22 protein-coding genes are annotated in these 25,953 nt (G+C 67.9%); 4 read left to right on the forward strand and 18 right to left on the reverse strand.

The genetic code is table 11. The features are described 5' to 3' along the window. Positions 1–101: 101 nt before the first annotated feature. The 18 genes from RVX_RS16865 to fliR form a co-directional block, all read right to left on the reverse strand. The gene (locus RVX_RS16865; protein ID WP_116307512.1) at positions 102–1,130 is read right to left on the reverse strand and encodes an Ldh family oxidoreductase; all 1,029 of its coding nucleotides are present in this window, start codon (positions 1,128–1,130) and stop codon (positions 102–104) included. A gap of 281 nt (positions 1,131–1,411) precedes the next feature. After that, positions 1,412–3,445 carry a HAMP domain-containing methyl-accepting chemotaxis protein gene (locus tag RVX_RS16870; RefSeq protein WP_116307511.1) on the reverse strand — a complete coding sequence of 678 codons (2,034 nt, stop codon included), beginning with the start codon at positions 3,443–3,445 and terminating at the stop codon, positions 1,412–1,414. Between the two features lie 361 nt (positions 3,446–3,806). Further along, the gene (larA, locus tag RVX_RS16875) at positions 3,807–5,057 is read right to left on the reverse strand and encodes a nickel-dependent lactate racemase (RefSeq protein ID WP_116307509.1); all 1,251 of its coding nucleotides are present in this window, start codon (positions 5,055–5,057) and stop codon (positions 3,807–3,809) included. Between the two features lie 117 nt (positions 5,058–5,174). After that, positions 5,175–5,636, reverse strand: a complete 462-nt coding sequence (locus RVX_RS16880) for a tripartite tricarboxylate transporter TctB family protein (RefSeq protein ID WP_116307506.1) — start codon at positions 5,634–5,636, stop codon at positions 5,175–5,177. Then, the gene (locus tag RVX_RS16885; RefSeq protein WP_116307503.1) at positions 5,629–7,173 is read right to left on the reverse strand and encodes a tripartite tricarboxylate transporter permease; all 1,545 of its coding nucleotides are present in this window, start codon (positions 7,171–7,173) and stop codon (positions 5,629–5,631) included. Before RVX_RS16885 ends, RVX_RS16880 begins: the two co-directional genes overlap by 8 nt. A 63-nt stretch (positions 7,174–7,236) precedes the next feature. Then, a complete protein-coding gene (locus RVX_RS16890) occupies positions 7,237–8,199 on the reverse strand; it encodes a tripartite tricarboxylate transporter substrate binding protein (protein ID WP_116307501.1) in 963 nt (320 codons plus the stop codon). 334 nt (positions 8,200–8,533) lie between these two features. Next, the gene (locus RVX_RS16895; RefSeq protein ID WP_116307499.1) at positions 8,534–9,697 is read right to left on the reverse strand and encodes a UxaA family hydrolase; all 1,164 of its coding nucleotides are present in this window, start codon (positions 9,695–9,697) and stop codon (positions 8,534–8,536) included. A gap of 4 nt (positions 9,698–9,701) precedes the next feature. After that, a complete protein-coding gene (locus RVX_RS16900) occupies positions 9,702–9,986 on the reverse strand; it encodes a UxaA family hydrolase (protein ID WP_116307497.1) in 285 nt (94 codons plus the stop codon). Positions 9,987–10,676: 690 nt separating this feature from the next. Beyond that, entirely contained in the window at positions 10,677–11,093 is a 417-nt protein-coding gene (locus RVX_RS16905) for a hypothetical protein (RefSeq protein WP_007525195.1), read from the reverse strand. A gap of 144 nt (positions 11,094–11,237) precedes the next feature. Beyond that, entirely contained in the window at positions 11,238–11,567 is a 330-nt protein-coding gene (locus RVX_RS16910) for a hypothetical protein (protein WP_116307495.1), read from the reverse strand. 396 nt (positions 11,568–11,963) lie between these two features. After that, complete coding sequence (locus RVX_RS16915; RefSeq protein ID WP_230404745.1) at positions 11,964–12,740, reverse strand: flagellar basal body-associated FliL family protein; 777 nt, start codon at positions 12,738–12,740, stop codon at positions 11,964–11,966. A gap of 280 nt (positions 12,741–13,020) precedes the next feature. Next, the gene (locus RVX_RS16920; protein ID WP_043609287.1) at positions 13,021–13,401 is read right to left on the reverse strand and encodes a chemotaxis response regulator CheY; all 381 of its coding nucleotides are present in this window, start codon (positions 13,399–13,401) and stop codon (positions 13,021–13,023) included. A gap of 31 nt (positions 13,402–13,432) precedes the next feature. Next, positions 13,433–14,230 carry a FliA/WhiG family RNA polymerase sigma factor gene (locus tag RVX_RS16925; RefSeq protein WP_116307492.1) on the reverse strand — a complete coding sequence of 266 codons (798 nt, stop codon included), beginning with the start codon at positions 14,228–14,230 and terminating at the stop codon, positions 13,433–13,435. Further along, positions 14,184–14,999, reverse strand: a complete 816-nt coding sequence (locus RVX_RS16930; RefSeq protein WP_007525213.1) for a MinD/ParA family protein — start codon at positions 14,997–14,999, stop codon at positions 14,184–14,186. Before RVX_RS16930 ends, RVX_RS16925 begins: the two co-directional genes overlap by 47 nt. A gap of 104 nt (positions 15,000–15,103) precedes the next feature. Further along, positions 15,104–16,357, reverse strand: coding sequence for a flagellar biosynthesis protein FlhF (locus tag RVX_RS16935; RefSeq protein WP_116307489.1), 1,254 nt, complete (start codon positions 16,355–16,357; stop codon positions 15,104–15,106). Next, a complete protein-coding gene (gene flhA, locus RVX_RS16940) occupies positions 16,357–18,471 on the reverse strand; it encodes a flagellar biosynthesis protein FlhA (protein ID WP_116307486.1) in 2,115 nt (704 codons plus the stop codon). Before flhA ends, RVX_RS16935 begins: the two co-directional genes overlap by 1 nt. Before the next feature lie 55 nt (positions 18,472–18,526). Beyond that, positions 18,527–19,597, reverse strand: a complete 1,071-nt coding sequence (gene flhB / locus RVX_RS16945) for a flagellar biosynthesis protein FlhB (protein WP_116307484.1) — start codon at positions 19,595–19,597, stop codon at positions 18,527–18,529. A gap of 76 nt (positions 19,598–19,673) precedes the next feature. Beyond that, positions 19,674–20,468 (reverse strand): flagellar biosynthetic protein FliR, encoded by a 795-nt coding sequence (gene fliR, locus RVX_RS16950; RefSeq protein WP_116307481.1) that lies wholly within the window; start codon positions 20,466–20,468, stop codon positions 19,674–19,676. A 281-nt stretch (positions 20,469–20,749) separates the two neighbouring features. On the opposite strand from fliR, the gene RVX_RS16955 reads away from it, so the two are divergent. The 4 genes from RVX_RS16955 to ispH all read left to right on the forward strand — a co-directional run bounded on the left by RVX_RS16955 (position 20,750) and on the right by ispH (position 25,932). Then, on the forward strand, positions 20,750–22,711 hold the full coding sequence (locus RVX_RS16955; protein ID WP_230404744.1) for a SulP family inorganic anion transporter: 1,962 nt from the start codon (positions 20,750–20,752) through the stop codon (positions 22,709–22,711). After that, the gene (locus RVX_RS16960; protein WP_116307479.1) at positions 22,708–23,784 is read left to right on the forward strand and encodes a hypothetical protein; all 1,077 of its coding nucleotides are present in this window, start codon (positions 22,708–22,710) and stop codon (positions 23,782–23,784) included. Before RVX_RS16955 ends, RVX_RS16960 begins: the two co-directional genes overlap by 4 nt. Positions 23,785–24,031: 247 nt before the next feature. Continuing rightward, the gene (locus tag RVX_RS16965; protein WP_116307477.1) at positions 24,032–25,090 is read left to right on the forward strand and encodes a tRNA dihydrouridine synthase; all 1,059 of its coding nucleotides are present in this window, start codon (positions 24,032–24,034) and stop codon (positions 25,088–25,090) included. Continuing rightward, positions 25,087–25,932, forward strand: coding sequence for a 4-hydroxy-3-methylbut-2-enyl diphosphate reductase (gene ispH, locus RVX_RS16970; RefSeq protein WP_116307474.1), 846 nt, complete (start codon positions 25,087–25,089; stop codon positions 25,930–25,932). The genes RVX_RS16965 and ispH overlap by 4 nt, the downstream gene beginning before the upstream one ends. Positions 25,933–25,953: the final 21 nt, after the last annotated feature.

Consider the following 25,953-nt stretch of genomic DNA (forward strand, 5'->3'; position numbering starts at 1 on the left):
AGGGAACGGGCCTTCCGCAAGGAAGGCCCGTTTTTGTGCGCCCGCGTTAGACGGGGGGTGGGCAGCATGTGGCCAAAGCGCGGGCCGTTGCCGGATTTTTTTCACGCGCCGCGCGCGCGGCGCACCAGGTCCTCGTGCAGCGACCAGGGCACGGCCACGCCTTCGCGGTGGGCCTCACGTTGCAGTTCGAAGCGCCGCGCCCCCGGCAGGCGGGTGGACGGCTGGTCCAGCACGTGGCCCAGCAGCGCGGCGGCCCGCCCGGCGAAATCCGCACCGAAGGCATCGGGTGAGACGAGCAGCATGCATTGCCCCGTGCGGGGCGGGGGGCCTGCCGCGTCCAGGAACGAGGAGGCCTCGTAGGCATGGTTGCTGCCGGTGAGCGACCCCGCCAGCAGTTCCACCATCAGGGCCAGCGCGGCCCCCTTGGCCCCGCCGAAGGGCAGCAGCATGCCGCCCAGGGCCGCCCGCGCGTCGGTGGTGGGGTTGCCGTCGCCGTCCACGGCCCAGCCTTCGGGGATGGATCTGCCCTCGCGCGCGGCGGCGACGATTTTGCCGCGCGCCACGGTGCTCAGCGAAAGGTCCATGACCAGCGGGTCCGGCTCGGAGTCATCAGCCGGGCCGCTGCCGGGAGCAGGACAGGCAAAGGCCAGCGGGTTGGTGCCGAGCGAGGCGCGGTTGCCGCCCCACGGGGCCATGGCCGCCGGGGTATTGGCGAACAGCAGCGCCACCAGACCCTGCCGGGCGGCCCGCTCCACATGCAGCCCGGCCACCCCGCAGTGGTGCGAATTGGTCACCCCCAGCGCCGCGCAGCCCATGCGCCGGGCAAGGGGGATGGCGGCGGCCAGCCCGGCCTCCATGGCCGGATAGGCGAAACCGCAGCCCGCGTCCACGCGCACGGTGGCGGGCAGCGGGGTTTCCACGCGGGGCACGGCGTCGCCGCGCACCTTGCCCGCCGCCACCTGGTCGGCATACTGCGGCAGGCGCGCCACCCCGTGCGAGGCAATGCCCATGCACTCGGCGGCCACCAACGCCCCGGCCACCGAGGACGCGGCGGCGGGCAGCACGCCCGCCCGCGCCAGCACGGCGCGGCACAGCGCCGCGAGGTCGTCGGGCTTGAGAACCACGGTCATGGTTCCTCCTCTGACAGGTTGAACCCGGGGCTGATCCGCCGGGTTGCTGCCCCCGCCATGCGACAGGATTCAAGGGCGTCTCTAAAGCAGAATGTTCGTTCGTTGGCGAGGAAAACGAGCCTGCCACGAAAGAAGTATACTCTTCGGTATTCGACTGGAGTGGCAAGCGACGTTTGACCGCTCTGCGCAGATGCCCGTAACGCTCGCAGATTCGCGTAACGGGCACGCTCCGCGCCCTTCGGGTCGGTCCAACGGGCGAAAAGACTGTTTGCAGGCCGCCCCTACGTGCGCAGGCGGTGCAACGCCTGCTCCAACTGCGCGGCCATTTCCGACAGCTCGCGGATGGCCACGGCCGACTGCTGCATGCCGCCCGCCGTTTCCGCCGCGATGTCGCTGACCGACTGTACCGTGCGGCCGATCTGCTCGCTGGCGGCGGACTGCTGCTCGGCCGCCGTGGCGATGCCGTTGACCTGCGCGGCCGAGTCTCCCACGATGCGCACGATGGCGTCCAGCGCCTGGCCGGATTCGTGCGCGGACCTGGTGGCCTCGCCCACGGCGGACACGGAATGCTCCACCGCGTCCACGTTGCGCCGGGCCACGTCCTGGATGCCCCGCACGCTGCCGCCCACTTCCGCCGTGGCCTGCATGGTGCGTTCGGCCAGCTTGCGCACCTCGTCGGCCACCACGGCAAAGCCGCGCCCGGCGTCACCAGCCCTTGCCGCCTCGATGGCCGCGTTCAGCGCCAGCAGGTTGGTCTGGTCCGCGATATCGGCGATCATCTCCATGACCTTGCCGATGGCCTCTGCCTTCACGCCCAGTTCCTGCATGTTGCGGCGCACCGCGTCGGAGCCTTCCGCCACCTTCTCAATGGCGGTCACCGTGCGGGCCACCACCCGCGCGCCGTCTTCCGCGTTGCGGCGCGAATCGTCGGAGCTGCGGCTGGTGGCGGCGGCGCTGGCGGCCACCTCGCCCACGGCCGCGTTCATCTGGGTGATGGCGGCCAGGGTTTCGGCCATGCGCTGCTGCTGCACCTCGGCCCCCGCGCCCACCTGCTCCGCCTGGGCGGCCAGTTCCTCTGCCGCGGCGGCGATGCGCGCGGAAATGGCGTGGGCCTCGTCCGCCACGGACTGCATGGTCCGGTTGGCAGCCTCCACCCCCGAGCGCGCCTCGTCCGCCTGCTCCATGGCCTGCCGGGCCCGTTCCGATTCCTCGCGGGCCCGGCGTGATTCCTCTTCGGCGCTGGCCAGGTGGGCCTTCAGCGATTCCACCATGCCCACGATACGCCCATACACCCCGATGTGCGGGCTGCCGTCGTCGATGGCGTAGTCGCCCTCGGTGACCCGGCGGGCGATGTCGGCCAGTTCGCCGGGGTCCTTGCCGAGCTGGCGCACGGTGCCGCGCGGCAGGGCCACGGCGATGCATGCCCCGATGACCATGGCGGCAAAGGCCACCCCGGCCAGCAACCACGTGGCGGTGCGCACGGAGGCGGCGGACGCCGCCGAGGCATGTTGCAGCGCCTCGGACGCGGCGGCCTGGGTGGCGGCCACCACCTCTTGCTGACGGTCCAAGGCCTCGTACTTGGCCAGCATCTGGCGTGAGAAAATGCCGAACAGGCCGGAATAGTTGCCCACGTACCCCATAAGCTCCTGCACGGCGTCCTGGGATGGCGCGTCGGGCTGGGCGTCGCGCGCCGCCTGGAAGGCCTTGCGGGTTTCGGTCAGCCGGGCACGGATGGCGGTGCGCAGCTCTTCTGTGGGGGTATCCATGAACTGCCCGGTCAGCACGCGCACCTCGGCGAAGGCGGCGGACCCGGCATGCAGCATCTGATAGCCCTTCAGCCGCCCCGCGTCGGGGGTGGCCTGCAGCACCCCGGCAAGCTTGCCGTCCAGCGCGGCCGCCGTCTCCACCACCTTGGCGGCGTTGGCGTCGATGCGCTGCTGCATGGCGATGGCCTCGTTCTGCGAGTTCACCAACTGGGCGAAGGCGGTCTTGAAGTTCTCCAGGTTTTCCAGCAGCCCCTTGCCGTCTGCCTGCATCCAGTCGTGCGCAAGTCCTGCGCCCGCCGCCTCGATGACGGCGCGGGCGTCATCCAGCCTTGCGTCGGTGGCGGCGGCGTGGGCCTGCTCGCCGCGCAGCATGAAACGCCCCATGGACGCCTCTGCCGCCGAAAGATGGCGCATGGCCGTTTCTATGGACGTGGAATAGGTGCCGTACACGACCATCTCGTGCATTCCCCGCCAGCCGATGGCGCCCACGATGGCCGTCAGCAGGAGCACTGCCATGAATCCGAGATAGAGTTTGGTCTTCAGGAGCATGCCGCCCTCCGGAGCGTGTCTGGTGTTCTGCCTTGCGGCCAGAGGAGCACGCCCGCGCGATCCGGCGCGGCCCGCTCCTGCTTCGGACCCGTTCCCCCGTCTCTCGCCGCCGCCCGACGCGGACACGGCGTCAAATTTCCCAACCCGCCCGGCTGCCGCGTTTCCCCCAGTGGCAGTGCCGCATTCCACAAGGCCGCATGCCCCCCGGCAATCCGGCCTTGCCTTCGCTACCCGCGCGTTCCGCCCCCCCTTGGGTCTTCCCATTGGCGGGCGGGGGCTGTTCCGTCGCGGCCCTGCTCCATGGCGAAACCGCACTGGCTCCCCGCCCGCCGGTCCAGGAGGGGACGGAAATCGTCGCTGGCTATTTCCGGTAAAAAAACGACGAGTTGGCGTTCTTCACCACGGCCACGCGCGGACTCTGCATCCCCGCCAGCCAGGCGTTCACGGTTTCCTGCATGTCGCCGGGCGTCAGCAGGCATTCGCGCAGCCGGTCGGGGGCAAGGTCGGAATGCACCACCACCTCGAAGCGGGTGGTGGCCCGCGCGAACAAAAAGCCCTTGTGCGCGCCCATGCGGAACGCCCCGGACTCGAAGTCCTTCTTCAGCGCATGCGCGCACGGAAAGCGCCGCACGTAGTCGTGGTACGTCTCGTCGCCGATGCCCTGCCCGCATTTGGCCACCAGCAGCACCTTCGCGCCGGGCGCGGCGCACTGCACCGCCGTGTTCAGCCCCTTCTGGGCCTGGTACAGGCAGATGTCCTTGGGCGCGCCCCCGCACGAGGCAATGACCACGTCGTAGGGCTGGTCGTAGGCCAGCCCGTACACCTGCGCCGTGACCTTGGCCGCCGCGCGCATGACCAGCGGCGGCCAGCCCGCCAGTACGGCCACCGGCCGCTTGGCCGCGTCCAGCACCACGTTGACGGCCAGCGCCACCCCGGCCAGTTCACCGGCCTCGTCCAGGTCGAGCCGCACGGGGTTGCCCTCTATGATCCCCACGGTGGCGGCCGGGTCGCGCATCAGGCGGTGGTTGGCCTCGATCATGGCCGCCGAGGCGCAGCCGATGGCCACGCCCTTGGCCCCCCCGGTGAAGCCCACGAACTGGTGCGCGTCCACCATGCCGATGACGATCTTCAGGTCCGCCGCGCCGTAGGCGGCATTGACCTCCACCGGAGTGCCGCGCGCCGTGGAGCCGAAGCTGCGCACCGGGGAATGCTCCGCGTCGTGGGCCACCACCCGGCAGCCGCGCAGGTCTTCCGGCAGCACGCGGGCAAGCTGGGCCTCGTCCGCCGGGGGATGCAGGCCGCCGCCCACCACGACAACCACGTCTTCCGGCTTCAGGGCCGCATAGGCGGCGAACAACCGGTCCAGCATCGGCGGCAGCAGCAGGCGCACCGGCACGGGCCGCGTTTCGTCGGGCACGGCGATGGCCACGGTGCGCGGGGCCGGGCGGTCTTCCAGGCGCAGGCAGCCCAGCGGGTCGTCCAGTGCGGCATGCAGCGCGGCCAGCGGATCGGCCAGCGGCTCCACGGGATTGGGCTCGAACACATCCACGTGGACGCCCTCGGGCAGGTCGAGGGGCACGTAGCCGTGCCCGTATTTCAGATCGATGCGCATGAAGTGGAACCTCTCGCGGATGATGTCGACTGCAAACCGAATTCCCCCCGGCGCACGCAACCCTTCCGGGAATGCGCACGGCGGGGGGACGGAGCGAACAACGCCGTGCGGATGGCGCTAGAAGAGCATGCCTTCAGGAGTGGGGACGCCCAACAGCATCGCGAACCCTATCCAGACGAACAGGCACAGCACCACGGTAAACGCGGCGGAGGCCAGCGCCCTCTTGCGCGTGGTGCCACCGGCGTCGCTCAGCACCATGGACATGCCGAACAGGTACAGGGCTGAGGCAAGGTAGAAACCCAGCAAGGGAATGATGGCGACGTAAGCGATGGCCCCGGCGGAGATCATCACCACCCGGCCCACGGCCACGGGTTCTTCGTCCTGCGGCGCCTGCCCGCCCTTGCGGCCCTTCAGCATGCCAAGGCCGCACAGGTAGATGCCCCCAAGGGCCATGAAGATGATGAGCATCCGGGGGAACAGCAGGCTGACCCCTTCAAGGTCGCCGCTCTGGGCGTGGAACACGCCGGCGATGACCAGCACGGCAAGACCGGAGGCGATGTCGGCAACGCTGCTACGCATGGGTGGATTCCTCCTTGGGCCGCGCAACGTCGCAGCCGCAGTCGCGCCGCTTGCGCTTCCAGTCCAGCAGGAAGGGGGTCGCCAGTGAAAGCAGGGTGAGCAGGATGAGCAGGACGGCGATGGGGCTTTCGAGGAACACGTTGATCACCGAGCCGCCCGAGGCCTTGGACAGGTGCACGCACTTGCCGAGGTTTTCCTCGATCATGGGGCCAAGGATGATGCCGAGGGCCATGGCCCCGGTATCCAGCCCCACCCGACCCGAAAAGTAGCCCAGAAAGCCGAAGATGATGACGATCCACACATCCAGCATGCTGTTGCGGATGGCGTACGACCCGATGACCGACAGCACCACGATGGCGATGGCCACGAAGGTCAGGCGGATGCTGAGCAGCTTGGTCATGATGCGGGCCAGCAGCAGGCCGATGGGGATCATCAGCAGGTTCACCGCGAACTGCGACATGATGAAGGTGTAGGCCAGGTCGCCCGTGGCGGTGAACACCTTGAAGCCGGGCTGGATGCCCTTGGCCAGCAGCGCGCCCAGGATGACCGCCGCCACCGCGCTGCCCGGAATGCCCAGGGTCAGCATGGGGATCAGCGAACCGCCGATGACCGCGTTGTTGGCGCTTTCGCTGGCGGCCACACCCTCGATCACGCCCGTGCCGAAGCGTTCGGGATTCTTGTCCCAGCGCTTGGCCTCGTTGTACGAGATGATCGAGGCGATCTCGCCGCCCGCGCCGGGCAGCATGCCCACGAGGGTGCCGATGATGGACGAGCGCATCAGGTTGACCTTGCACCGGCCCAGCAGGGCGCGCACCACTTCGCCAAAGGCCCCGGGCGCGGGCCGGTATTCGGCGATGAACGGCTTGTAGCTGCCGATCAGGTACAGCACCTGTGAGAAGGAGAACAGGCCGATCATGGCGGGGATGACTTCGATGCCCTGCACCAGCGGGTAGTACCCGAAGGTGAAGCGCGGCACCCCGGCGTTGGGATCGATGCCCACGGTGGACACCAGCAGGCCCATGGCCCCCGACAGCAGACCCTTGACCATGTTGCCCGACGACATGACCGCGATGGTGGACAGCCCGAAGATGCACAGCCAGAAATTCTCGGGGCCGCCGAACTGCAGGGCGAACCGGGCCAGCGGCGCGGCCAGGAACAGCAGGAACACGGTGCCGATGATGCCGCCGAACACCGAGGACAGCAGAGAGGTGATGAGGCCGATGTCGGCCCGCCCGGACTGGCACAGGGGCCAGCCATCGAAGGTGGTGGCCACGGACGAGGGCGTGCCGGGCGTGCAGATGAGGCACGCGGAGTTGGAACCGCCGTAGATGGCGCCCGCGTAGATCGCCCCCAGCATGATCAGGCCGCTGGTGGCATCCATGGCGAAGGTGGCCGGCACCATGAGGGCAACGCCCATGGTGGCGGTAAGGCCCGGCAGGGCCCCCACGATGATGCCCCCCGTCAGGCCCGCGACCATCAGCAGAATGTTCAGCGGCTCGAACAGGTGCCCGATGGCCGGTCCGATAAATTCCATCATTGTGAAGCTCCTTGGTACGGGCCGGGGAGGGATGGCACCCCTCCCCGGCGGTATCAGGCCAGGCTACTTCAGCAGGCCAGCCTTTTGCAGCATGGTTCTGGCGAACTCGTTCTGGGTGCGCACGTATGCGGCAAAGGCCTCGCCATCCATGTATTCGGTGGGCTGGCCCGCCTTCTTCATGTCGGCGATGTATTCGGGGTCGTCGCTGATCTTCTTGAAGGTTTCGCGCAGGTAGTCCAGCTGGGCCTTGTCGATGCCCTTGGGGGCGACGAAGGCGCGGCGGATGTCGGACACCACGTCGAAGCCCTGTTCGCGCAGGGTGGCCACGTCGGGCAGGAAGGCGTTGCGCTTTTCGGCCGCCAGGCCGAGCACGGTCATTTCCTCAAGGCTGCGCATGACGTCGTTCAGGTTGCCGAACATGACGTCGATCTCGCCGCCCAGCAGGGCCGCGTTCTGGTCGGCGGCGCCTTTGTAGAACACTTCGGTGACGGGGAAGTCGAACTTGCCCTTCACGTCCAGGAACATCAGGTGGTGGCCGCTGTTGGGGCCCACCAGGCCCACCTTGAGCTTGCCGGGGTTGGCCTTGGCGAACTCGAAGACGTCCTTGACCGACTTGAGCTTGCTGTCGTTGCGCACCACCACGGCCTGCGGATCGTTCACGACCTGGCAGATGTAGGCGTAGCTGTCGATGGAGAACATGGCCTTCTGGACCATGGGCTGCAGCACCAGGTGCGGCACGTTGATGCCGCCGATGGTGTAGCCGTCGGGACGGGAGTTGGCGATTTCGCCGAAGCCGATGGCGCCGCCGGCGCCGGGCTTGTAGACGAACACCCACTGCTGATCGGAGTACTTGTTCCAGTACTTCTGCATGATGCGGGCCTGCACGTCGCTGGACCCGCCCGCCGTGAAGGCGATGATCATGTTGATGGGCTTGTCGGGATACTTGGCATAGGCATCACCGGCAACCGCAAGGCCGAGGACGAGCAGCGCCGCAAGGGCCAGCCGCGCAAGGAAACGCACTTTCATGTAGGGCTCCTTTTTCGGTCTTCGAAGTTCAAGGCACCTGTCGATGCTCCCCCTCGGGGGGAGCGAAATTCTGGCAGCGCCCGTACGAACCGGCCCTACGAAAGGTGGGGATGAGTGGCGACGGTTTCCATGCATGCGATGCTGCGCCGCCCCACGGGATCACGCGCGAGGCGGTCCCGTCCCTTGCTGGTTCGCTGTCAAGCCATTCTCCTGATCACTCCGCGCGCTACCTGTCGGTCGCATGTATTCCATGCATTCCGCGGCCCCGCCCCGGCCTGCCACCGGCCGGGGCGGGGCACCCCCTCCGCGACCGTCGCGGAGGGGGCGGCGGAGGCTAGGCGCTTTCGTACAGACGGGTAAGGACGAATTCGCGGTGGCCCAGCACTTCGGCGGCCGTGTTGCGGCCGTTGGCGGTGCGGATGGCCATGTCGAACAGCTTGTCGCCCGCGCCGTCCATGGTCAGCTCCTTGCGCAGGATGCCGGAAACGTCCACGTCGATGTGCTCGCTCATGGTGCGCACGGTGCGCGGGTTGGCGCACAGCTTGACGACGGGAAGGATGGGGTTGCCGATGACGTTGCCCTGCCCGGTGGGGAACAGGTGCACCACGTACCCGGCGGCGGCGCACAGGGTGACCATTTCGGCCGCGGCGGACGAGGAGTCCATGAACCACAGGCCGGGGCCGGTGGGGGCTTCGGCCTTGTCCAGGCAGCCCACGACCGGAGCCTTGCGGCCGATCTTCTGGATGTTGCCGAGCGCCTTTTCCTCGATGGTGGTCAGGCCGCCCTCGATGTTGCCCTTGGTGGGCTGCGAGTCGGAAAGGTCGCTGGTCTTGTGGTCGTCCACCAGCTTGGCGTAGCGGTCGAAGAAGAACTGGAACTTGGCGCGCACGTCGTCGTTGACGCAGCGCTCCGCCACCAGATGCTCGCCGCCGGTCAGTTCGGTGGTTTCACCGAACAGCAGGGTGCAGCCCTTGGCGTACAGCTTGTCGAAGGTGTTGCCCACGGTGGGGTTGGAGGCGATGCCGGACGTGGTGTCCGATTCGCCGCACTTGGTGGACACCCACAGGTCGCTCACCGGGCATTCCACGCGCTGCAGCTCGGTGGCCCAGTGCATGAATTCCTTGGCCTTGCGCGAAGCGTTGCAGATGGTGTTGTGGTCGCCGTTCTGCTCGATGGAGAAGCCCGCCACCGGCTTGCCGGTCTTGGCGATGCCTTCCACGATGCGGTTGGTCCACTGGGGCTCGATGCCTATGACCACCACGGCGGCCACGTTGGGGTTGCTGCCCACGCCGATCAGGGTGCGGAAGTGCAGTTCCAGGTCTTCGCCAAACTGCAGGCGGCCGTAGGGATGCGGCAGGGCCAGGGTGCCCTTCACGTTGTTGGCCACCGCTTCGCTGGCGGCGTTGGAAAGGTCGTCCAGGGGAAGAATGACCACATGGTTGCGAACGCCCACGCGGCCGTTTTCGCGGCGGTAGCCGAAGAAGGTATCAGCAGTCATTTCCCTACCACCTCTTGGTCTTGACGTTGTGCACATGCAGATGTTCGCCCTTCTTGATGGGAGCGACCACCTTGCCGATGTCGGTGCCGTACTTGATCACGGTGTCGCCGACGGAAAGGTCCTTCAGGGCCAGCTTGTGCCCGATCGGAATATCGTTGAGCACCTTGAAGCCGATGGTCTTGTCCTCGGCCATCACCCAGCCGGTCAGTTCCTGACCCGCCTTCACCCCTTCGACAACCACGACGCCGACGGAATCGCCGTCTTCGTGAACCAGAAATTGAATCGACATGGAGTTCCTCCTTGGGGAGCGTTGTTGAGGCATGTGTATGATGTCTTATGCAAGACTGTCAACGCGAAACTTGGGCTTTTTTGCGCAAGCAACGCGGATCATTTACAACACGCCGTCATTCCATGTATTTTTATGCGTCCTCCCGGAAGAAGACTGCGCAAATGCCCCTCTGCGCTTTCGCCTTCATGAGTAATATGCCGGTTTTCATGAGCGGGCGCTACACAGATTGAGCAATCAGTGAAATTTTGGACATGGAAGGCCGCCCGATTCATGTATTGATTGTATAATCAAACATGAGCACGGCACAGCGTGATTGCCGCCCCTGCCCTTTGCTGCGCCGGACACCGCCATCCGCTGGCCGCTGAAAGACTCCGGCCCCGCGCGCCACGCGCCATGCGCACCGCGAGGCAACAGACCGGCCATCCGACCTGAACCGACAGGCGGATCGGGTCACGTTGCTGGGACACGGAACAGGCGGCGTAGCCGCAGGAGAAAGGGGGCGGCAGGAGGGCTGGGAAGGGCATGCGGGCGACGCGCGATACGGACTCCCCGCGTCAGTCTGGTCGGAGGGGGGCTGCCGAGAGGCCGGAACGGCGCTGATACAGGCCCCCGGCGCGCTGCCGAGGCGAGAGTGCGAAGCGAGGAGGTACGAAACGAAAATGGCGGGGGGGGGAACTGCGTGGGGAGGGGCTACCCGGCCTGGGCCAGGATCAGTTCCACCTCGTCCACCGAAAGGCCCGTGGAGCGGGCGATCTGTTCCAGGCTGTGGCCCTTGCGGTGGCCATTCAGGATCACCTCGCGCAGGAACTGGGGCGAACGGCTGATGCCTTCGGCCTGCTCCAGCAGGCGGCGCAGGGTCTCGGCCCGTTCCTCCAGCCGCTGATCCAGATGCCGCAGCTGCTCCTGCCGCTGGGCGAAGGTGGCCACCAGTTCCTGCTCCAGTTCGGCGTTCTGGCGCAACCGGTCCAGCAACTGGTTCTGGTTGGCCTGAAGACGGTTGAGCAGCGCCTCGGACCGGCGCAGCCGCAAAAAGAACGCCAGCAGCACGCCCAGCAGCGCCAGTTCGACCGCGCTGACGAGAAGAATGATCCAGAGGGAGATGGTCATGCGGGTTCCGGTTGGGGTTTCCCGTGGCGGGGCCGCCGGGCGTGCCGCCCGAAGGCGGGCGGAGTTTTCGGCACGATGCAACGAGGGACTCACCGAATGCCGACGCCTGGGCAGGGACGGCCCACGGGTCCGGCTGTCCGGCCGTCAGACCTTGATGTCCAGGATGTTGCCGGACCACGGATCGTCATCGGAATCCGGGGCGTCCGCATCCTCTTCTTCGGCGGCGCGGGCCTTGCGCCGCGCCAGCAACAGGGCGCGGCGCCGCTGACGGTTGCGCTCGCGCTCGTCCACGACCGCAGACTTGCCGCTTTCGTCGGTCTTCTGCACCTGCGAGCGGTCATGCCGCAAGGCCTCGGCCGCGGCCTGCTGGGCGGCCGACTGGGCCATTTCCGGGTGGGCCTGCGCCTCGTGAACCACGCGTTCGGCGTGGCCCAACTGGGCGATGACGACGGGAAGCGTCGGGTCGACGGACACGGCGGATCCTCCATTGCCGCATGAAGCCCCGCGCGACGCACCTGCGCAAGGTGGCGGCGGCTGACGGCGAAACCCGCTGCCGGGGCGGGTCGGCTGTCGGCGGGGGCGGCGGACTGGCGCGTCACCCAAAATCGGGCGGCGCGCAAAGCGCTGCTTCCAAATTAGGATTTTCGTTCGCTGGCAAGGAAAACAAGCCTGCCATGAGGGAGCATGCTTCAGCCGTTTGGCGAGCTTGCGAGCCTTACGGATGAGGACCGCAGCGCGCCCTTCTTGTATTCGACCGAGCCTTAGCCGTTAGGCGAGCGCATAGCGCGAGTCTTACGGATAAGGACAGCAACGCCATGGCAGGCGAAGTTTGACGCCGCCAGCGGGCGAAAAGACAATTTGGAATCGGCCCTACTTGACCAGGTAGTTCTCTATCAGCAAATCCTCCAGCTTACCGATGCTGAGGTATTCGTTCATGATGGCCAGAATGTCCTTCTTCAGCGTTTCGGCGTTGGCCGCATCGGTGAGGTAGGTCAGCGACTTGTTCTTCAGATAGTAGTACACGGCGTCGCGGACGACCACCTTCTTGGCCTGCGCCTCGAACACCAGCTTCTGGTTTTCGGTGGGCGCCGAGAATTTGACGACCAGGAACCGGATGTTGCCCTTGGCGTCCTTCTGCTCCACCCAGAACGGCTCCCAGCTCAACACGGTCTGGGCGGGCTTGGCCGGTTCCGGCGGCGGGGCGGCCTGCTGGGGCACCACGACCTTCTGCACCTCGGCGGACGGCGGGGGCGGGGCCTCCTTCTTGCGCGTCAGGAACCAGATGGCGCCGCCGCCCACCAGCAGCAGCACCAGCGCGGCCGCGACAATGAGCACCAGCTTCCTGTTGCCGAGCAGTCCGGAGAGATCGAATTTCTTCTTTTTGGGGGCGTCGCCCCCGGGCGACAGGGAAAGGGACTGGGCGGAGGGAGGCGGAGGGGGCGGGGCCTTTTCCTCTTCCGGCATCAGGAAGGGGGCGTCCTCCAGGTCCAGTTCCACCTTGTCTTCCACCGGGGACCCCAGCGCATCGGCGTCGAGCTGCCCGGCGTCAAGTTCCGCCTTGCCCGCCTCGCCGGGCGCAAGAACGCCCCCTCCGAGCGGGTCGGGGGCATCGGGGGCTGCGGCGGTGACGAAGGGCATGAGGAGCATGGTCTGGTCCCTGGGCGCGCGGCCCGCGCGTGGGCGACGGACCTTGAGACGCCGGGGTCTGGGGGCGGCCGGATATCGGATGCCCGGGCATCAGGCCGAAGAACGACGGCGCATGGCCCTGCCGACGGAAGCCGGTACGCCCGAACGGACAGGACCGCCGGTACTGGCCAAACTGGCCAGCCCAACGGAGACGAGGCGGCGCGCGTTCCGCGGCCCGTGCGGCACGGCAAACGGGCGCAAGCCCGCCGGATGGCGGCACGCGCCCGGAAGGAACGACGGCCTACGGGAAGATCTTGTCGATCTTCTGCTTCATGGTCTCGGCGGTGAAGGGCTTGACGATGTAGTTGGAAACCCTGGCCTGCACCGCCTCGATGACGTTCTCCTGCTGGGCTTCGGCCGTCACCATCAGGAACGGCATGTCGGCGAATTCCTCGCTGGCGCGCACCTTGCGCAGCAGTTCGATGCCGGTCATCTTGGGCATGTTCCAGTCGGAGATGACGAAATCGATGCGGTCCTTGTTCAGGACCTCCCACGCGGTGGTGCCGTCGTCGGCCTCGACCACGTTGGTGAACCCCAGCTGGCGCAGGATGTTCTTGATGATGCGACGCATGGTGGAGAAGTCGTCCACCACGAGGACACGCATATTGGTGTCGTAGGGCATTGTGCGTACTCCTGGCGAACGGACGCCGCACTCAGACGGCGCCATGTTCTCCGTAGTGGTTTCTGAATTCCTTGCGCAGCCTGTTGAGCGCCTGGGAGTGCAGCTGCGAGACGCGCCCCTCGGTGATGCCCATGACCTCGGCTGTTTCACGCATGTTCAGTTCGTCGCTATAATATAACGACAATACCAGCTTCTCCCGGGGTGTCAATTCGTCGATCAGCGCCGCCACCCGCTCTATGAGTTCCTGCGTCGCCGTGGTCTGGAACGGTTCGCCCTCTCCCTGCACGGATGCATCGGGCGCCAGCGAGTCCTGTATGGCGTCGAGCGAGAGGCACAACTGGTTCTGCAACGCCTCCAGGCCCAGCCGTACATCTTTCTGGTCCAGTCCCGTGGCGTCCTGCAATTCCGCTTCGGTGGGGTGGCGTCCCTTTTCGTGCTCGATGCGCTGGATGGCCTCGTCCAACTGCCGCACCCGTTGCCGCAGGCTGCGCGGAAACCAGTCCAGCCGCCGCAACTCGTCCAGCATGGCCCCCCGGATGCGGCTTTCGGCGTAGGTCTCGAAGCGGATGCCGAGCTGCGGCCGGAACTTGCCCAGCGCCTCCATGAGGCCCAGGGTGCCCGCGCTGATCAGCTCGTTCAGCTCCACGTTGCGGGGCAGCTTGGCCTTCAGGCGCAAGGCCAGAAACCGCACCTTGGGCGCGTAGTGCCGGACTATCCGTTCCTGGTCGGCGCGCGGGAAGTCGCCCCAGGCGACGGCCCCGGACTCCAGCGCCTCCCACGGGTTAGTGCCGGAAGAGGAGCTTTTTCCAGAAGAACTTGATGTTTCCATCCAGGCTCGCCGCCACGTCCCACGTTTGTACCGTTCGGGCCACCTCGCGCACCGCCGCGCAGGCCGGACTGTCCGGCGCCATGACGCAGAAGGGTCGCTGGTTCACCACCGCCTTGCGCACCGCCGGGTCGCGCGGGACGAAGCCCGCGAGGTCCAGCGACACGCCGGAAAGAAAATGGTCGCAGGCCTTGTACAGCCGGGTGAACATGTCGCGCGCGGTCTGCGCGTCGGGCACCATGTTCACCAGCACCTTGAAATGCTCCACCCCGTGGTTGAGCTTCATCACCTTGATCAGGGCGTAGGCGTCGGTGAGGGACGTGGGCTCGGGGGTGAGCACCACCAGCCGCTCCTGCGCCGCCAGGTTGAAGTACAGCACGTTGTCGTTGATGCCCGCGCCGGTGTCCACGATCAGGTAGTCCACCGCGCCTTCCAGGGCGTCCATTGCCTCCAGCAGTTCCAGTTTCTGGCCGGTGGAGAGCGAAAGCATCTCGCTCATGCCCGACGACGCGGGCAGGATGCGGAAGCCGTAGGGCGTATCGCACAGGATTTCGGAAAGATTCACGCCTTCGTGGAACAGGTGGAACAGGTTCAGCCTGGGGGTCAGGCCCAGCACCACGTCCACGTTGGCAAGGCCCAGGTCCGCGTCCAGCAGGACCACGCGCTTGCCCTCCTGCGCGAGGCAGCAGGCCAGGTTGGCGGCGATGTTGGTCTTGCCGACGCCACCCTTGCCGGAGGTGACGGAGAATACCAGGGGAAGATCGGGGCTCATGCGATGCAAGCTCCAGTGGGTGCGTGCGGTGCCGGGCGCGCCTTGTTTCCGCGCCCGTGGATGCCGTGTGCCGTCGGGGCTGCCGCCGGCCTCGGGGCCGTGGTTCAGGGCCTTGCGCCGACGGCGGGCCGGGCGTCGGTTCGGATACCGTCCCGCCGGATACCGTCTGGCCGGATATCGCCTGACCGGACACCCTCCGGCCTTGCGCCGCCGGACCCCAACGGGGACGGCGTCGCGGGCCGGGGTTCGGCCTGCTGGCGCGGGGCGGTTTCCGCCGGGGCCTCGCCGGGCAGCTGCCGCTTGAACAGCAGACGCCACAACGCCGCATCGCTTGCGGCAACCAGCGAATTGCGCATGCCGGGTCCGTAGGAAAGGGCCGACACGGGCAGGCCGCAAGCCGCCGCCACGTTCACCAATGCCCCGAAGGTACAGGCTTCGTCCAGCTTCGTCCAGACAAGGCTGCCCGCCCCCTCGAAGGCATAACGCGCCAGCAGCGCGGACATCTGGGCCGGGCCGTGATGCGGCGGCAGCACCAGGTGCACCGCCACGCCGGTTCCCGCCCCCGCTCCCGAAAGTCCCAGGATGGCCAGTTGGCGGGCCAGGCTGCCGTCGCGCGCAACGCCGGGCAGGTCCACCATGATGCGGGCGGCGTCGGGGTTCTCGCGCAGGATGGCCGCGAATTCGGCGGCGGTGGAGGCCTCGCGGTACACGAGGCCGGAAAGTTCCGCGTAGTGCTTCAGCAAAAGCCGCCCGTGGCCGCGCCCGCAATCGGCGTTGACCAGCACGATCTTCAGGTCCGCCCTCTCGCGGCGCAGGGCCAGCGCCATGCGCAGCATGGCCGTGGTCTTGCCCGCGCCGAACGGACCGGCGAACACCTGGGCCCGCTGCGGCCACGCCGCAAGGCTCCACCCCCGCACGGGCACGATGTCGGCCAGGGCTTCCAGCACGGAGGCGTCGGGGCTGGCCGCCAGCCTGCGGTGCAGGGTCATGGCCACGCCGTCGTCAACGCCTTCGCGCGTCAGGTATTCCAGGGCCACGCGCTGGCGGGGGGTCAGCTCTTCCATGCGCAGGGCGGGTTTCATGAGCGCGAACAGGTGTTCCTTCATCTGCCCCCATTCGCGGTGCCATTCCTCCCATCCGGGGGGGACGGAACCGCCGGGGCCGGCGGAAGGACCGGAGGCGGACCGGGCCGCGCCGGGCGCGGCCGCGTGCTCGACGCCCACGGACATCTCGTGCCACGCGCGTTCCCCCTCGCGGCATTCGCGCGAGGAAAGAATCACCGCGTCGGGGCCGAGTTCGGCCTTTACCCTGGCCAGCACCGCCGTCGCGTTCCGGCCTGTGTACGTCTTGATCTGCATTACTCGAACACCACGCTACCTACGGACTGAAGCCGGATGTCGGAAGGTATCTCGGCCTGTGAAATCACGGGGACGTTGGGGAGAAAGCGCATGAGCAGCTGGGCGAGGTGCGGCCTTGCCACGGGCGAGGCCAGGATGACGGGCTGGCCGTCGGTGTTCACGGCGCGCTCCACCGCGTTGTTCACGCGCTGGATGAGCCGCTGCGCCAGGGCCGGGTTGAGCGCCAGGTAGTTGCCGCCGTCGGTCTGGCGGATGGCTTCCTGCACGGTCTTTTCCACGGCCTGATCCAGGGTGACGATGGGCAGGCCGCCTTCGCTGTCCATGTACGGCTTGACGATGGACCGGGCCAGCCGTTCGCGCACGTACTCGGTCAGGGTGTCGGCGTTCTTCACCGCCGGGCCGTAGTCGGCCAGGGTTTCCGCGATGGTCAGCAGATCGCGGATGGAAACGTTCTCGCGCACCAGGTTCTGGAGCACCTTCTGCACCGTGCCCAGGGGCAGGATGCCGGGCACCAGTTCCTCCACGGCCTTGGGCGCGTGCTTGGCCAGGTTGTCCAGCAGGCCCTGCACCTCCTGGCGGCCCAGGAAGTCGCCCAGGTGGCGCTTGAACACCTCGGTGAGGTGGGTGGCGATGACCGTGGACGGATCGACCACGGTGTAGCCCGCCAGCATGGCTTCTTCCTTCTGTGATTCGGGTATCCACAGCGCGGGCAGGTTGAAGGCGGGCTCGCGCGTCTCGATGCCCCGGATGCGGTGCTTGGCGTTGCCAGGGTCCATGGCCAGGAAATGATCCACCAGGATCTCGGCCGAGGCCACCTGGTTGCCCTTCACCAGCACGCAGTACTGGCCGGGCTTCAGCTGCAGGTTGTCGCGCAGGTGCAGCGAGGGCACCACCACGCCCATGTCCAGGGCGAACTGGCGGCGGATGGAGCGGATGCGCGAGAGCAGGTTGCCGTTCTGGTCCTCGTCCACCAGGGGGATGAGGCCGTAGCCCACTTCCAGCTCCAGGGTGTCCAGGGGCAGCAGGGTCTGCACTTCTTCCGGCGTATCCAGCGAATCACCCTTCTTCTTGCCTTTCGCGCCCTTGCCGCCCTTGGCCGCGGCTTCTGCCTCGGCCTCCTGCTTGTCGCCCACCAGGCGCGACACGCCGTACAGGCCCGCGCCAAAGGTGAGGAACGGCAGCGTGGGCAGGCCGGGCACCATGGCGAACAGCACCAGCACGCCGGACACCAGCTTGAGCGCCCGCGAGTTGTACGACAGCTGGCCCACGAATTCCTCGCCCATCTTCGCTTCCGCCGCCGCGCGCGACACGATGAGGCCCGCCGCCGTGGAAACGATGATGGAGGGAATGGTGGCCACCAGGCCGTCGCCGATGGACAACAGGGTGTAGGTGGTCAGCGCGTCGCGCCACTCCATGTCCTTCTGGAACACGCCGAGCAGGATGCCGCCGATGACGTTGATCATCGTGATGAACATGCCCGCGTTCACGTCCCCCTGCACGAACTTGCCCGCACCGTCCATGGCGCCGTAGAAGTCGGCTTCCTTGCGGATGTTGTTGCGGCGGGTGGTGGCTTCCTCTTCGTCGATGAGCCCGGCGTTCAGGTCGGCCTCGATGGCCATCTGCTTGCCGGGCATGGCGTCCAGGGTGAAGCGCGCGGCCACTTCGGCGATGCGCGTGGTGCCCGCGGTGATGACGATCTTGTTCAGGATGAACAGGATCATGAAGATGACCGCGCCGATGACGTAGTTGCCGCCCACCACGAACTCGCCAAAGGCTTGGATGACCTTGCCCGCCGCGTCGGTGCCTTCGTCGCCGTGCAGCAGGATGAGCCGGGTGGAGGCCACGTTGAGCGCGAGGCGCAGCAGGGTGGTGACCAGCAGCAGGGAAGGAAAGATGGAGAATTCCAGCGGCGAAAGCATGAACATGGAGGTGACCAGGATCACCAGCGACAGCGAGATGCTGAGCGAAAGCAGCATGTCCAGGAAGAACGTGGGCAGCGGCACCAGCATCACGAACAGGATCGTGACGACGCCGCCCGCCAGCAGGATGTCCCCCTGCTTGGCGAAGCGCTGGTAGTCGATCTTCGGTGCGTAGCCTGTTTTGACGGCAGCCATGTTCTTGACACCTGTCGGGGTTGTCGTGGTCTCGCGCAGGGTTGTCGGCGGGGCCCTACGATGCCCGCCCCGCCTTGAATTTCCACAGGCCAGCCAGCACGGTGGCCACGGCCTGGAACAGTTCGGCGGGGATCATGTCGCCGACTTCCACAGCTTTATACAAAGCCTGTGCCAGCGGCTTGTTCTCGCGAATGGGCACGCCGTGTTCGCGGGCCACTTCCTTGATCTTCTGGGCCAGGTTGTCCGCGCCCTTGGCCAGCACGATGGGGGCGGGGGCCTCGGTGGCGTCGTAGCGCAGCGCGATGGCGAAGTGGGTGGGGTTGGTGATGACCACGTCGGCCTTGGGCACGTCCTGCAACATGCGCTTGGCCATCATCTGCATCATCTTGCGGCGCTGCTGCGAACGGACCACGGGGTCGCCCTCGGCCTGCTTGCGCTCGTCCTTGGTTTCGTCCTTGGTCATCTTCAGGTTTTCCTCATAGCTCCAGCGGGTATACCAGAAGTCCGCGATGGCTATGATGAACATGGGAACAAGGGCGTAGCGCACCATGTCCCATCCCGTCTGCAGCATGTACGCGCTCACCCCCTGGGCGTCGGAATAGTACAGCGGCAGAAAGTTGTGCATCTCACGCCGGATGATGAGATACGGCGCAACGCCGATGAACAGGGCCTGCAACAGGCTCTTGCCGAGCCGGATGAACGTCTCGGGCGAGGCGAACATGCGCTTCATGGCGGCCAGGATGTTGAAGCGCGACCAGTTGAACTTGAAGACGTCGGTGGTCCACAGCTTGCCCACCTGCAACCGCAGCACCAGCCACGCCGTGAACCCGATGAACAGCATGATGGGCAGCAACATGGCCGCCAGTTCCCCGGCGATCCACATGAGCAGGTCGATGACGTTCTGCTGGTTGGGGTTGAACCCGAAGGCGTTGCCCAGGAAATGCCGGAAGATGGTCTGCATGTCCTTGGCCAGGAAGTCGATGTAGCACAAAAGGCCCACCGAGCCCGCCAGAATGGTCAGGGCCTTGGTGAGCTCTTGCGATTTCGGGACGTTGCCCTTTTTTCGTGCTTTGTTGCGCCGTTTCGGCGTCGCTTTTTCTGTTCTGCTCGGATCGCTCTGCGCCATGGCGCCACTCCGTCAGGGTTCCGTCCGCCCCCCCTTGCGGGGAAAAGGCGCGGAAGGTGGTCAGCGGTTCAGCCGCTCAACGGTTCAGCAGGGGGCTGGCCGCCCGCAGCAGATGCAGCATCATGGGGTCCATGCCGATGATGAACTCGCGGATCTTGTCCGCCATGATGGTGAACAGCATGCCGATGAAAAAGAAACCCACGGCGATCTTGAGCGGAAAGCCGATCATCAGCAGGTTCATCTGCGGGGCCGCACGGGCCATGAGCGCCAGCGCCAGCTCCACCAGAAACAGCGAGACCAGCACCGGCGCGGCGATCTTGACGGCCAGCACGAACATGGAGCCGGAAAGGGCCAGCACCTCCTTGACCAGCGGCGCGCCCAGCAGCAGGCCGCCGGGGGGCACCAGCTCGAAGGTGCGCACGAAGGCCCGCAGCATGTACAGGTGGCCGTCCAGCACCAGGAAGGTGAGCATGGCCACCATGTACAGGAAGTGCGAGGTGATGCTGACGTTGGCCCCGGTCAGCGGGTCAGCCAGGGTGATCATGGTGAAGCCCATCTGGGTGGCCAGCAACTGGCCGCCGGTCTGGATGCCCGCGAACAGGAAATGCACGGTCATGCCCAGCATCAGGCCCAGGACCAGTTCCCCGGCCAGCAGCACCACCAGCGAAAAGGGGTGCGCGGGCATCTGTCCGCCCGGCAGGGACACGTGCGGCCACAGCGCCAGGGTGAACACCAGGCACAGCGCCGCCTTGACCGGCATGGGGGCCGCCTCGCCCCCGAAGAAGGGCAGCAGGAACAGCACAAGGCTCACCCGCATGAAGGTGAGCAGCAGGCTGAGCATGGCGGCGGCGTCGAGGGCGAACAGATCCATGGCCGCGCCACAGCAAGATGCGGGCCACGCCCCCGGATGCGGCGCAACGCCCGAGACCGGCGCGGCGGGCCCGCGAAGAACCTGGGCGGAAAGGGGCCGCATCGACGGAAACCCGTCGCTTCCGGGGGTGCTGTATCCCTTGCGGGGGCCGTGCGTTCCTGCGTCATCAGTCCCGGCATGCTCGGCGCTGGACACAACGTCCCTTCGGAGGCATCCTGCGGGCATGCTCGGCATCTCCCTGCATTCCGACCGGGAACACCCCCGCCCCCAACGGTGAAACCATGCCCCAGACGCCCGACACGCCAGAGGCCCCCACGCCACGCCCGGCCCCCGCAACAGGGTCCACCCCGCCGCCCCCCTCCGGCCCCGCCTGCCCGGTGCCCCCGCGGGGCCTGGGCGACAGGCTGCTCTGCGCCGCCCTGCCCTTCGTGGAAAGCCTGCGCGGCTATTCCCTGCAGGCGCTGCGCGCCGACGTGCTGGCCGCGCTCACCGTGGCCGTGGTGGCCCTGCCGCAGTCCATGGCCTATGCGGTCATCGCCGGGGTACACCCCAAATACGGGCTGTACGCGGCCATCGTGCCGGTGATCGTGGCCGCGCTGTGGGGGGCCTCGCGCTATCTCGTGGCCGGGCCCACCAACGCCATCGCCATGCTGCTCTTCGCCACCATGGCGGAAACCGTGATCAACGGCGCTCCCCTGTCCACGCTGCCCGAAGAAACGCGCATGGCCTACGTGTTCGGCGTGGCCATCCTGGCCGGGCTGCTGCAGGTGGGCATGGGGCTGGCCCGGCTGGGCGAGTTGGTGCACTTCATCTCCCATTCGGTGATGGTGGGCTTCACGGCCGGGGCGGCCGTGCTCATCGCCGTGGGCCAGCTCAAGAACCTGCTGGGGGTGAGCATCGGGCAGGCCCCCACGTTCATCGGCCTTGTGCTGTCCACCCTGCGCCACCTGCCCCAGACCAACCCCTGGGCGCTGGGCACGGGGCTGTTCGCCATGGCCGTGGCCCTGACCATCGCGCGGGTGCACCGCCGTCTGCCCGCCGCGTTCCTGGCCGTGGCGGCGTCCGGCTTCGCGGCGTGGGCGCTGGACCTTTCCGCGCACGGGGTGAAGGTGGTGGGAGCCATACCCGCCGGGTTGCCGCCCTTTTCGCTGCCCCCCGCGCCCGACGCGCAGGTGATGCGCGACCTGTTCATGCCCGCCCTGGCCATAGCCCTGCTGGGCGTGGTGGAGGCGCTGTCCATCGCCAAGACCCTTGCGGGCGCGCGGGGCGAGCAGGTGGACGGCAGCCGCGAATTCGTGGCCCAGGGGCTGGGCAACATCGCGGCCGGGTTCTTTTCCGGCATTCCGGGCAGCGGTTCGTTCACCCGCAGCGCCGTCAATTTCGTGGCCGGGGCGCGCACCCGCTTCGCCGGGGCGCTTTCCGGCGTGATCACCCTGCTGGCGGTGCTGCTGCTGGCCCCGCTGGCCGCGTACATTCCCATCGCCGCGCTGGCGGGCATCCTGATGATCATCGCCTGGGGCATGATCGACAAGCACGGCATCGCCCTTGCGCTGAAGGCCACCCGCGCCGACCGCACGGTGCTGCTGGCCACCTTTGCCGCCACCCTGCTGCTGGACCTGGAAAAGGCCGTGTTCGTGGGCGTGCTGCTGTCGCTGGTGCTGTTTTTGCGCAAGGTGTCGCACCCGCTGGTGACGCGCATGGACACCTGCGACAGCCCGGAATTGCAGGGGCTGCCCGCCGGGCCGTGCTGCCCCAACCTGGCCGTGTACTCCATAGAGGGCACGCTGTTCTTCGGGGCCGTGGACGAGTTGGAGCAGCGACTGTACGAGTACGAGGATTTCGGCCACCGCGCGGTGATCCTGCACCTGCGCCAGGTGCACTGGGTGGACGCCACGGGGGTGCACGCCTTCCAGCAGTTTCTGCGCAAGTGCCAGCGGCGCGGGGTGGCCCTGGTGCTGAGCGGGGTGAAACCCGCCGTGCGCACGGTGTTCGAGCGCGCGGGCCTTGTGCCGCAACTGGGCGCGGACAATATGGCGGAAACCCTGTCCGACGCGCTGGCCCTGTGCTACCGCCGCTACCTGAAAGGCGCGGTGTGCGACGCCTGCAAGGCCTCCAACAAGGGGCGCTGCCGCCGCGAACATCATGCGGGGAACGCCGGTGGCCCGGATGGGGCGGTCGGCCCAGCCGTGGCCGCCGAGGCGGCCAGCGTCTCGGACCGCCCCGGCGGAGTTGGCCGCGCATGAGCGAGCGCATCCGCCATGCGCCCGGTTCAGGGGCCACGGGGCTTTCCGGGGGCTTCGGCGACCGGCCAGGCCAGGATCCGGCCCGCGCGGCGCGTTTTCGGCGCGCTCACCGGCCCGGCGACACGGTGCGCGGCGTGTTCCTGCGCCCGGTCGGGCAGTCCTCCGCCTTCGCCGCGTCCCCCGCATTCGGCGCGAACCCCGGCGGGCTGGGCTGGGCGGACATCGACGGTCAGGTCCTGCTGGCCTCCATGCCCTCCTTTCCGCAGCCCGGCACGGAACTGCTGTTCCTGGTGGAGCGGCTGGAACCGGACATCGTGCTGCGCCTGCTGGCCGAGGGCGACGAGGCGGGCGCACCGCCCCCTTCGCCCGCCCGACTGGCCGCCGACTACGCCGCCGCGCGCGACCGGCTGGACGTCCGACTAGCCGGGGTGTTGTTTCCGGCGTGGATTCCACCCGGCGCACCGGAGCGGCCCGTTACCGCCGCCGCGCGTCACGGGGCCTTTGCCGCTCACGTGGCCGATAATGCGGACACCGCCGGCCTGTTCCTGGCCTGCCAGCGCGCCCGGCTGGCCCTGCTGCCCACGCTGCGTGCGGCGCACCCCGGCGTGGTGCTGCTGCACCTGCCGTGGCTGTGCCCCACGGCTCGCGCGCTGGACTGCGCCATGGTGCCGCCCCGCGCCGAAGGCGAGGGCCTTGTCAGAATACTGCTGGGCGGTGTGCCCGCCCCCACGCCCGAAGCGTGCCCCGACGTCGACGGTCCGCACGCCGGAGCATCCCCCCCGCTTCCCGGCTCTCCGGGCCGCTTCCTGCTGCACGGGCTGCTGCGGCCCGCAACCCTCGGCGTGCCAGCCCGGTTCGCCTTCCGGGTGATGGCGGAGCGGCCTGCCGGACTCGACGGGCTGTTGGAGCCGTTGATGGACCAATTGGCGCAGGCCGTGCCCGCCACTGCCGCAAACCCTGACGTGGCCCCTGACGTGGCCCTGCTGTCCACCGGTCCGCTGCCTCCCGGCCCGGCCGACCCGCTGGGACTGCTGCTGGCCGCCTTGCACGGCGGCCCCGGCCTGCTTACCTGATGCCGGGTAGCGGCAACATTCTTCCGGGAAGGCTCCGCCTCCCCCGACCCCTCCGGCAAAGGGGCCGCGCCCCTTTGCAAACCCTTTCCGGGGGGCTGCGCCGTATCCCGAAATGCACCGCGTGGCCAACAATTACTCGTAATTTTCCCGGGGATGCGGGGGGCGTTGCCCCCCGCCCGCCGGAGGCGTACAAAACGCCTTCCCGTTCCTGTCCGCTCCACCCCGTCCACCCCTACCCGCACCCCGCATGACCGACATAGCATCCTCCGCTCCCCACCTCTCTCTGGCCCCGCCCCTGCGGGCCGACGCCCCGTGGCTGGCCCCCCTGGCCGGGTATTCCGACCTGCCCTTCCGCCTGCTGTGCCGCGAGCACGGCGCGGCCGCCTGCTGCACCGAGATGGTCAGCGCCAAGGGGCTGCTGTACCACAGCCCCGGCACGCGCGAACTGCTGTCCACCACGCCTCAAGACGCGCCGCTTGTCCTGCAAATGTTCGGGGCCGACGCGGACATCATGCGCACGGTCATGCCGGGGCTGCTGGAACAAGGCTTCCGCTGGTTCGATCTGAACATGGGTTGCTCGGTGCCCAAGGTGGTCAAGACGGGCTGCGGCTCCGCCATGTCGCGTGACATGGACAACGCCCTGGCCGTGGCCCGGGCCATGATCGAGGTGGCCGGGGAAGGCCGGGTGGGCTTCAAGATGCGCCTGGGCTGGCAGGCGGGCGAGGAGACATGGCGCGAAATGGCCCTGCGCCTTCAGGACGCGGGCGCGGGATGGATAACCCTGCACCCCCGCTTCGCGCGGCAGGGCTTTGGCGGCGAGGCGCGCTGGAGCGCCCTGCGCGATCTTGCGGCCGCGCTGTCCATCCCGGTCATCGCCAGCGGCGACCTGTTCACGGCGGACGACGCGGTGCGCTGCGTGCGCGAAACGGGCGTGGCCACGGTGATGTTCGCGCGCGGGGCCATGAACAACCCCGCCGTCTTCGACGAATACCGCGCGCTGCTGGCCGGGGGCCAGCCCCCGCCGCCCGACGCGGACCGCCTGAGGGCGCTCATCCGCCGCCACCTGGAGCTGGCCCTGGCCCATTCCGGCGAACGCACGGCCATGCTCAAGATGCGCACCTTCGTGCCGCGCTACGTGCGCCACATTCCCGGCGTGCGGGCGCTGCGCAACCGGCTGGCCTCGTGCCTGGACCGCGCCCTGCTGGAAGAACTGCTGGAAACCCACCTGACGCCGCAGGCGTTCGCGGAAGGCGGCGACAGCGCCGACACCATCACAACCGTTTCCGACGGGGAGTCCCGGCCATGAAGATCATCCGCGCCCGCACGGCGGGCTTCTGCATGGGGGTCAGCCTGGCCCTGCGCAAGCTGGACCGCGAGGTGACCGAAAACAACGCGCCCATCGCCACCCTTGGCCCCATCATCCACAACCCGCAGGTCATGGCCCACTACGAGGGGCGCGGGGTGCGCTGCCTGCGCGACACAACGCAGGTCATGCCCGGCCAGCGGGTGGTCATCCGCGCCCACGGCATTCCCGTGGCCGAGGAAGCGGCTCTGAAGGCCACCGGGGCCTCGGTGGTGGACGCCACCTGTCCCAAGGTCAAGCGCGCCCAGCTCGGCATCGCCGAGGAACGCGGCCGGGGCGGCACCCTGCTGCTGTTCGGCGAGGCCGACCACCCGGAGGTGCGCGGTCTGCTCTCCTACGCCGGGGAAGGGGCCATGGTCTTCGGTTCGCTGGACGAACTGAAAAGTCTGCCCCTGCGCGACGACGTGGACTATTTTCTGGCCGCCCAGACCACCCAGGACCGGGCCGCCTTCGAGGACGTGGTGGCCTGGCTGCGGCAGCGCCTGGGCCGCGAGATGCCCGTGCTGCAAACCATCTGCGACGCCACCCGCAAGCGCCAGCAAGAGGCCGTGGACATCGCCCGGCGGGTGGAGGCCATGGTGGTGGTGGGCGGCTTCGACAGCGGCAACACCCGCCGCCTGGCCGACGTGGCCCGCGCGCAGGGGGTGTTCACCGTGCACGTGGAAACGGTAGACCAGCTTCCCGTGGACGAATTGCGCAAAAAATCAACCATCGGGCTAACGGCCGGGGCATCCACGCCGAAAAGTCTTATTGACGCCGTGCAGCGATTCCTTGAATCTCTGTAGATACGTTTCCATCGACGCGCC

Origin of the sequence: Nitratidesulfovibrio sp. HK-II (assembly GCF_003402415.2) — a bacterium.
GTDB lineage: Bacteria > Desulfobacterota > Desulfovibrionia > Desulfovibrionales > Desulfovibrionaceae > Cupidesulfovibrio.

Coding starts and splice junctions, on each gene's coding strand:
- RVX_RS16865 (WP_116307512.1), bottom strand. CDS start 1,130: ATGACCGTGGTTCTCAAGCCCGACGACCTCGCGGCGCTGTGCCGCGCC.
- RVX_RS16870 (WP_116307511.1), bottom strand. CDS start 3,445: ATGCTCCTGAAGACCAAACTCTATCTCGGATTCATGGCAGTGCTCCTG.
- larA (WP_116307509.1), bottom strand. CDS start 5,057: ATGCGCATCGATCTGAAATACGGGCACGGCTACGTGCCCCTCGACCTG.
- RVX_RS16880 (WP_116307506.1), bottom strand. CDS start 5,636: ATGCGTAGCAGCGTTGCCGACATCGCCTCCGGTCTTGCCGTGCTGGTC.
- RVX_RS16885 (WP_116307503.1), bottom strand. CDS start 7,173: ATGATGGAATTTATCGGACCGGCCATCGGGCACCTGTTCGAGCCGCTG.
- RVX_RS16890 (WP_116307501.1), bottom strand. CDS start 8,199: ATGAAAGTGCGTTTCCTTGCGCGGCTGGCCCTTGCGGCGCTGCTCGTC.
- RVX_RS16895 (WP_116307499.1), bottom strand. CDS start 9,697: ATGACTGCTGATACCTTCTTCGGCTACCGCCGCGAAAACGGCCGCGTG.
- RVX_RS16900 (WP_116307497.1), bottom strand. CDS start 9,986: ATGTCGATTCAATTTCTGGTTCACGAAGACGGCGATTCCGTCGGCGTC.
- RVX_RS16905 (WP_007525195.1), bottom strand. CDS start 11,093: ATGACCATCTCCCTCTGGATCATTCTTCTCGTCAGCGCGGTCGAACTG.
- RVX_RS16915 (WP_230404745.1), bottom strand. CDS start 12,740: ATGCTCCTCATGCCCTTCGTCACCGCCGCAGCCCCCGATGCCCCCGAC.
- RVX_RS16920 (WP_043609287.1), bottom strand. CDS start 13,401: ATGCCCTACGACACCAATATGCGTGTCCTCGTGGTGGACGACTTCTCC.
- RVX_RS16925 (WP_116307492.1), bottom strand. CDS start 14,230: ATGGAAACATCAAGTTCTTCTGGAAAAAGCTCCTCTTCCGGCACTAAC.
- RVX_RS16930 (WP_007525213.1), bottom strand. CDS start 14,999: ATGAGCCCCGATCTTCCCCTGGTATTCTCCGTCACCTCCGGCAAGGGT.
- RVX_RS16935 (WP_116307489.1), bottom strand. CDS start 16,357: ATGCAGATCAAGACGTACACAGGCCGGAACGCGACGGCGGTGCTGGCC.
- flhA (WP_116307486.1), bottom strand. CDS start 18,471: ATGGCTGCCGTCAAAACAGGCTACGCACCGAAGATCGACTACCAGCGC.
- flhB (WP_116307484.1), bottom strand. CDS start 19,597: ATGGCGCAGAGCGATCCGAGCAGAACAGAAAAAGCGACGCCGAAACGG.
- fliR (WP_116307481.1), bottom strand. CDS start 20,468: ATGGATCTGTTCGCCCTCGACGCCGCCGCCATGCTCAGCCTGCTGCTC.
- RVX_RS16955 (WP_230404744.1), top strand. CDS start 20,750: ATGCCCCAGACGCCCGACACGCCAGAGGCCCCCACGCCACGCCCGGCC.
- RVX_RS16960 (WP_116307479.1), top strand. CDS start 22,708: ATGAGCGAGCGCATCCGCCATGCGCCCGGTTCAGGGGCCACGGGGCTT.
- RVX_RS16965 (WP_116307477.1), top strand. CDS start 24,032: ATGACCGACATAGCATCCTCCGCTCCCCACCTCTCTCTGGCCCCGCCC.
- ispH (WP_116307474.1), top strand. CDS start 25,087: ATGAAGATCATCCGCGCCCGCACGGCGGGCTTCTGCATGGGGGTCAGC.